At 36.4% G+C, this 6,499-nt stretch carries 9 protein-coding genes; 7 read left to right on the plus strand and 2 right to left on the minus strand.

Features of this window, described 5'->3' with window-relative positions; genetic code table 11:
* Nucleotides 1-231 precede the first annotated feature (231 nt).
* Both ACJMLH_RS03400 and ACJMLH_RS03405 read left to right on the plus strand, forming a co-directional pair.
* Entirely contained in the window at nucleotides 232-771 is a 540-nt protein-coding gene (locus tag ACJMLH_RS03400) for a glutathione peroxidase (RefSeq protein WP_405274731.1), read from the plus strand.
* A gap of 62 nt (nucleotides 772-833) precedes the next feature.
* Entirely contained in the window at nucleotides 834-1,751 is a 918-nt protein-coding gene (locus ACJMLH_RS03405) for an NAD(P)/FAD-dependent oxidoreductase (RefSeq protein ID WP_405274733.1), read from the plus strand.
* Here the strand turns inward: ACJMLH_RS03405 and ACJMLH_RS03410 are convergent.
* Complete coding sequence (locus ACJMLH_RS03410; protein ID WP_405274735.1) at nucleotides 1,748-1,894, minus strand: hypothetical protein; 147 nt, start codon at nucleotides 1,892-1,894, stop codon at nucleotides 1,748-1,750. The genes ACJMLH_RS03405 and ACJMLH_RS03410 overlap by 4 nt on opposite strands.
* A 125-nt stretch (nucleotides 1,895-2,019) precedes the next feature.
* Here ACJMLH_RS03410 and ACJMLH_RS03415 point away from each other — a divergent pair, with 125 nt between their 5' ends.
* Genes ACJMLH_RS03415 through ACJMLH_RS03435 form a run of 5 tightly spaced genes read left to right on the plus strand, consistent with a single transcriptional unit; the run spans nucleotide 2,020 to nucleotide 5,951 of the window.
* Nucleotides 2,020-2,583, plus strand: a complete 564-nt coding sequence (locus ACJMLH_RS03415) for a GMP synthase subunit A (protein WP_405274737.1) — start codon at nucleotides 2,020-2,022, stop codon at nucleotides 2,581-2,583.
* A 2-nt stretch (nucleotides 2,584-2,585) separates the two neighbouring features.
* Nucleotides 2,586-2,846 (plus strand): hypothetical protein, encoded by a 261-nt coding sequence (locus ACJMLH_RS03420; RefSeq protein ID WP_405274739.1) that lies wholly within the window; start codon nucleotides 2,586-2,588, stop codon nucleotides 2,844-2,846.
* A 1-nt stretch (nucleotide 2,847) separates the two neighbouring features.
* Nucleotides 2,848-3,774, plus strand: a complete 927-nt coding sequence (gene guaA / locus ACJMLH_RS03425; RefSeq protein WP_405274741.1) for a glutamine-hydrolyzing GMP synthase — start codon at nucleotides 2,848-2,850, stop codon at nucleotides 3,772-3,774.
* Nucleotides 3,775-3,828: 54 nt separating this feature from the next.
* The gene (locus ACJMLH_RS03430) at nucleotides 3,829-5,001 is read left to right on the plus strand and encodes a hypothetical protein (protein WP_405274743.1); all 1,173 of its coding nucleotides are present in this window, start codon (nucleotides 3,829-3,831) and stop codon (nucleotides 4,999-5,001) included.
* A gap of 2 nt (nucleotides 5,002-5,003) precedes the next feature.
* The gene (locus tag ACJMLH_RS03435) at nucleotides 5,004-5,951 is read left to right on the plus strand and encodes a DegT/DnrJ/EryC1/StrS family aminotransferase (RefSeq protein ID WP_405274745.1); all 948 of its coding nucleotides are present in this window, start codon (nucleotides 5,004-5,006) and stop codon (nucleotides 5,949-5,951) included.
* Here ACJMLH_RS03435 and cgi121 read toward each other — a convergent pair.
* Nucleotides 5,935-6,429, minus strand: coding sequence for a KEOPS complex subunit Cgi121 (cgi121, locus tag ACJMLH_RS03440; RefSeq protein ID WP_405274747.1), 495 nt, complete (start codon nucleotides 6,427-6,429; stop codon nucleotides 5,935-5,937). The two genes, ACJMLH_RS03435 and cgi121, sit on opposite strands and share 17 nt — an antisense overlap.
* Between the last annotated feature and the right edge of the window lie 70 nt (nucleotides 6,430-6,499).

The raw sequence follows: 6,499 nt of genomic DNA on the forward strand, positions 1-6,499 counted from the left end.
GGTAATAATTAAAAAAAAGAAAAATGAAAACTTATTCCAAACTTCCGTCTTCATTAATTACAGTAGAGTTATTTAAGATAGTTAATGTCAAATCATTCATTTTGAAATCCGATACTTTGCGAACTGACCAAAAAGTCATCAATTTGCATTAACAATATTTATATAATACATTTCTATATACTACTTAACAAGTCTTAACCTTAGTTAAGTCTTCAAACAGAGGTGTAAATCATGACAATATATGATTTTGAAGTAAAAGACGGAGAAGGAAACATGGTTTCACTATCCGAATACAAAGGCAAAGTACTTTTAATCGTGAACTCCGCTACAAAATGCGGCTTTACCCCACAATATACAGAATTAAATGAAATATATGCCGAATTCAAAGATGACGGATTTGAAATTTTGGATTTCCCATGCAACCAATTTGGAAAACAAGCACCTGGAAGCACCGAAGAGATTACCGAAGTATGCCGCAGCAAATGGCTGGTTCCATATCAGATATTCGATAAGATTGACGTCAACGGTGAAAACGCATCACCGCTATTCGAATACCTCAAAAATGAACAACCATTTAAAGACATTACCGGAAAAGGTGCAACAAAATTAAAACTGGTTTTAAAAGCAGTCGACAGACATTATAAAGACAACAATGACATCAAATGGAATTTTACCAAATTTTTGGTCGACCGTGAAGGAAATGTCGTTAGAAGATTTGAGCCTACAGAAGATTTAAGTGATGTAAAACAGGCAATTAAGGATTTAATTTAAACCCATTAAATCCTATCTTTTTTTAAAACATGATTACCAAATAATAATTAGAGGTAATTACAATGGAACAATATGACATTATCATTATTGGAGCCGGACCCGGTGGATTAACAGCCGGAATTTATGCAGGTCGCCAAGGAACAAAAAACCTTATTATTGACAGGGATCTTGCAGGAGGAATCGGCCGTGAAGTTCCTGAAATGGAAAACTATCCTGGTTTTGAAAGTATTTCAGGTCTTGAACTGATTGAAAAAATGAAAGGACAGGCAATAAAAAACTGTGATCTGCATGAGATGGAAGAAGTGGTTGAAATTGTCCAAAACGATGAAGACTACCGTTTCACAGTTACAACAAACAAGGACCAGTACCAGTCAAAAACAATCATCCTTGCAACAGGAAGTTCACACAGGCAACTGAACGCCAAAGGAGAAGAGGAATTTAAAGGAAAAGGTGTCAGCTACTGTGCAACATGTGACGGATTTTTCTTTGCAGGCCGTGACATCATAATGGTCGGCGGAGGAAACAGCGCCCTTCAGGAGGCATTATACCTTAAAAACCTTGGAGCCAATGTTACTTTAGTCCACAGAAGAGATGAATTCAGAGCCCAAAAGCACCTGCAAAATCTGATTAAAGATGCGGGCATCAATACAATTCTCAATGCAACTGTTGAAGAAATCAAAGGTGAAATGCTTGTTGAATCAGTCATTCTGAAAGACACAAAAACAGGTGAATTAAACGAAGTTCCAACAAATGGAGTCTTCATAAGTGTAGGATACATTCCGCATACCGAATTGGCAATCAAGTTAGGCGTTAATCTGGATGAATCCGGACACATAATCATTGATAAAGACCAAAAAACCAATATTGACTATGTTTATGCAATAGGCGATGTTTGTGTGGGATTGAAACAGTGGGTTGTAGCATGCGGTGAAGGTGCAGTGGCTGCAACTTCAGCATTTCAGGATTTAAAAGAAAATTAGTTATGGTGTTCTTTTAAATACATGTAGATGAAAAATGCAATTATCAATACTACAATAACCGGCAGTAACCACATGAATATTTTTAACAATACAACGGCTATCAGAATAGCAACTATGATAAATATTAAATCTTCGAATTCCATGTAATTCACATTTATAAAATATCATATATAAATTTTAATGAATTCGAAGAAAATTTCTATTTTTAATAAACTATAATAAATAAAAAAACCAAAAATAATATCATTATATTTTCATGGAGTATAAAATGACAATATTAGTGATTAATAATAAAGGACAATACAATCATAGAATACAAAGAAGCCTTCAATATCTGAATATTCCATCCAAACTGGTTTCAAATACATTGACTATAGAAGAGATTGAAGCTGAAAACCCAATCGGATTGATACTGGGTGGAGGACCTTCACTTGAAGGTGCAGGAAATAGTGAAGAATACATAAAAAGCTTTGACATACCGATTTTAGGAATATGTCTTGGCCATCAATTAATTGCTAAAGCATACGGCGGAGAAGTTACCACTTCAGATACTGAAAGTTATGCTCAAGTTAAAATTAATATTCAAAATGAAGAAAATCTGTTTGAAGGATTGGCACCTCAAATGGACGTTTGGTCTTCACACAAAGATGAGGTGAAAACAATTCCTGAAGAGTTTGAAATCCTGGCCAGTTCTTCCCTATGTGATGTTGAATCCTTTAAGCACAAAGACAGGGATGTATATGGAATCCAGTTCCACCCTGAAGTGCACCATACTCCAAAAGGCGAAATTATTTTTAAAAATTTCTATAAAATCTGTCAAAAAGGTGTATAATTATGATTGATAATGCTGAAGATTTAGCAACAAAAGCACAAGACAATAAAGCCGGTTTAAAAAGACAATACGTCAATATTCCAATCGGTGATGAAGAATATGGATTCAGAATTTCTGGAATAGGAGCCAAATCCGTAAAACTTGAAAAATTTATTAAATATGATGATATTATTGAAGCTATCGAATCCGGCAATGACAATGGACTCGAAGCTATGATCAAACAAATCATTGAAGATTACGAAGAAGACGAAGACGAGGAATAAGATGTTAAGCCCAAAAGAATTTATTGATGACGCCGTCCAAAAAATTAAAGACCAAATTGGTGATGAAAAAGCAATAATTGCATTATCCGGAGGAGTAGACAGTTCAGTTTGTTCCGTACTTGCTCAAGAAGCTATCGGAGACAATTTGACTGCAATCTTTGTAGACCATGGTCTTTTAAGAGAAGGAGAAGTTGAACAAGTAACCAATACATTTAAAGACAGATTGAATTTCAAATTTGTTGATGCTTCCGATGAGTTTATGGATCAACTTGCAGGAGTTGAAGATCCGGAAGAAAAAAGAAAAATCATTGGAAGAGTGTTTATTGAAGTATTTGAAAGAGAAGCTATCGAATCCGGAGCCAAATATTTAGTTCAGGGAACAATTGCTCCAGACTGGATTGAAACCGAAGGTGAAATCAAATCCCACCACAACCTGGCACTTCCAAGCGGTATGGAATTGGAACTCTGTGAACCAATCAGAGACCTGTACAAGGACGAAGTCAGAGAAATCGGAGATGAATTAGGACTTCCTGCAACAACAGTCTACAGACAACCTTTCCCAGGACCTGGACTTGGAGTACGTGTTGTTGGAGCACTTACAAGAGAAAATGTTGAAATCTGCAGAAAAGCAAACAAGATTGTCTGCGATGAAGTCGAAGCCAGAGGAATCAATGAACAGGTATGGCAATACTTTGCTGTTCTGACCGACACCAAAGTTACCGGTGTTAAAGGAGACCAAAGAGACTTTGGATACCTTGTGGTAGTCAGAATCGTGAACTCCATTGATGCCATGACCGCTTCAGTTGCTGAACTTCCTTGGGAGGTTATTCAAACCATTTCACAAAGAATCACTTCTGAAATATCTGAAGTTACCCACGTAGCACTTTCAATAAGTGATAAACCACCAGCAACCATCGAATTCTGTTAAAAATACTTATTTTAAGTATTTTTACTTTTTTACTTTTTTTAAATTAAGATAACTATGAAAACAACTAAAAATGCCTATCTTGCCAAATTAACGGAACAAATCCAAATGAAGTCCGTTAAAGTTGGAAAAAACCTGGAAGGAACAACCCCGCCATCTGTTTTTATTGGAAGATGGTCCTATCCCAAAGTCTATGCGGGGCCAATGATGAGCAGCCAGATGGGAGATACACATATCATGGACTCTCCTGAAGACTGGATAGGGCAAAACAAAACCCAGGATGAAATCATAAACTATAGGATGAATCTTGTCCGTGGAAAACAACTGATAAAGATTGACGATTTGGAAAATCCGTTTGTTGAAAAGCTCCAGGACATATCACTTGCATCCACCTCAATCGACAGTGAAGCGACTTTTGGCAGGCGTCCGACAGGATCCATGCTTACAGAAGACAGCATGCCCCACGGACCCAGTGCAGTCATTGAAAAATTCGATATCGATGCAGTCAGATGGGACAGGCAGCTTGAAAAAACATTTTATGATACTGACCTGAAAGCAACAGAAGCTGTTTTGAATCTCCACAACAAAGACGTTCCGTTCACCGCTATGCAGAAGGCATTTTCCGTTGGAGCCATCGGTACTAAAAATAAGAGAAAACTCGTTCCGACACGATGGTCAATTACCGCATGCGATTCAACACTTGCAGATGAATTCCTAAAGGAAGTCAGGAAATTTGAAATACTGGACACTTATAGAGTATTTGAATTCGGAGCTCTGAACAATTATTATATAATCATTTTAACACCTACAGAATGGCAATATGAATGGTATGAAGCATTCATTAAATTAATGAGAAATGAAGAATTGATATTTTCAGATTATGAAACAAACGGCGGTAAAAAAGAATATTCAAGAGTTGGCGGATGCTATTACACCGCAAAGATGGCAGTTCTTGATTATCTTCTAAAAATAAAAAGGCAATCCGGATTGATAATTTTAAGAGAGGCTTACGACGGATATGTCCCATTGGGTGTTTTTAATGTAAGAGAAAACATCAAAGAAGCAATGCTGAGACCATATCTGGAATTTGAAACCCTGGAAGATTGCCTTAAATATTCAGGAGAAAAACTCAGGATTCCTGTCAACAGATATGTGAAACAGGGAACACTTCTAAATGAAATGCTTCACACAAAGCAGACTACCCTTGACATGTACTTTAAAAGTGGATAATTATGTTTAAGTTTAAAACCCCTTCAAAGAAAACCTTGGAAATTATGGCAGAAGCTGCAAAAGACAACGAAGACTATGAAGCCAAATGCATTGAAAAGATTAGGCGGCTGACTTCACATGAAGAAGCAAAAATCACTTCAAGCGGAAACAACAGCATTTTCATTGCTCTTTCAGCCATTGAAGGTGACGTCATCATACCTGATCAGGGAGGATGGCACGGATTCAAGCAAATCGCCAAATTTTTAAATAAAAACATTATAACCTTAAAAACAGATTTGGGACTTATAAATCCAGAATATATGGATGATTTGGAAATTGAAGATAATTCTGCACTGATTTTTACAAGTTTTGCAGGTTATACCGCCGAGCAGGACACCAAAGCAATATCAAAATATTGCAAATGCAACGGCATTATAACCATTGAGGATGCATCAGCAGGAATTGGCGATAAGCAAAACCTATTGGGAAACGGAAATTATTCAGACATTATCATTGCATCGACAGGTTCGCCAAAGATAATCAATGTCGGAAGCGGGGGATTCATTTCATCCAGTGACAGTGAAATCTTTAAAAGAACATCACTTCCTCAAAAATTAAGCAAAACATCACAAATTGTATGTGGTGGTATATGTAGTGAACTTGAAAATGTAACTGAAAAACTGGAAGTTTCATTAAATGCAACAGAGCATGTAAAAAACAATATTGATAATACAATACATGCCGATAAAAGAGGCGTTAATGTAATTATACCTCATGCAAATGCAAAAGAAATCAGCTGGAATCTGAAAAAGTCACTGCCTATTGACAGAAGCGGATTCATAACAACATGTCCCAACTACAACCGCATAAAACAAAAGGCCATTGCAGTTGAGATTAAAAACTTAGACTATGACTGCCTTAAAGAGGAGTATCTTGATAAAATAATAGAAGAGATCAATAATCAACTATGAGTTTTGAAATTCTGTCGATAATTATATTTTCAACAGACATATTTTCAGCTTCAATATCAGTGATTGCATAAATCTCCTTTAATTTGTCCTCATCACCATCTAAAACATCATCATCACGAGTGAAAAGAGATTCCAATTCCTCAACATAATCATCATCGCAATTAATTAAAACTGCACAGAGATTCATATCCCCTTCACTGAGGCCCAATATTTTAAATGCCTTTGAAATCTGGCGCTGTGCAGAGCATCTTAAAAGAACTTCAACTCCCAAATCCTTTGCAATGTTTTCACCACGGTCAAACGCAGCGACTGCATGATTGACTCCATGAACTACATGATTTTTAGAAGCTATTGCATCCGCATCCATAAGCTGTATAATCTCTTCGTCTTTTTTGATTTCATTGATTTGTGACAGCACATCACCAACAGAATCTATATTTGCCCTGAAACCGTATATTTTAAGATTATCCATATGCATGCAACCACTACTCCCTAAGCAACCTGTTTACACCTGCGATATATGCCTTAACACTTGCATTGATAATATC

The organism is Methanobrevibacter sp., assembly GCF_045116495.1.
GTDB lineage: Archaea > Methanobacteriota > Methanobacteria > Methanobacteriales > Methanobacteriaceae > Methanocatella.

Excerpts from the sequence above, each read along its gene's own strand:
- ACJMLH_RS03400 (WP_405274731.1), top strand. The coding sequence starts at position 232 with ATGACAATATATGATTTTGAAGTAAAAGACGGAGAAGGAAACATGGTT.
- ACJMLH_RS03405 (WP_405274733.1), top strand. The coding sequence starts at position 834 with ATGGAACAATATGACATTATCATTATTGGAGCCGGACCCGGTGGATTA.
- ACJMLH_RS03410 (WP_405274735.1), bottom strand. The coding sequence starts at position 1,894 with ATGGAATTCGAAGATTTAATATTTATCATAGTTGCTATTCTGATAGCC.
- ACJMLH_RS03415 (WP_405274737.1), top strand. The coding sequence starts at position 2,020 with ATGACAATATTAGTGATTAATAATAAAGGACAATACAATCATAGAATA.
- ACJMLH_RS03420 (WP_405274739.1), top strand. The coding sequence starts at position 2,586 with ATGATTGATAATGCTGAAGATTTAGCAACAAAAGCACAAGACAATAAA.
- guaA (WP_405274741.1), top strand. The coding sequence starts at position 2,848 with ATGTTAAGCCCAAAAGAATTTATTGATGACGCCGTCCAAAAAATTAAA.
- ACJMLH_RS03430 (WP_405274743.1), top strand. The coding sequence starts at position 3,829 with ATGAAAACAACTAAAAATGCCTATCTTGCCAAATTAACGGAACAAATC.
- ACJMLH_RS03435 (WP_405274745.1), top strand. The coding sequence starts at position 5,004 with ATGTTTAAGTTTAAAACCCCTTCAAAGAAAACCTTGGAAATTATGGCA.
- cgi121 (WP_405274747.1), bottom strand. The coding sequence starts at position 6,429 with ATGCATATGGATAATCTTAAAATATACGGTTTCAGGGCAAATATAGAT.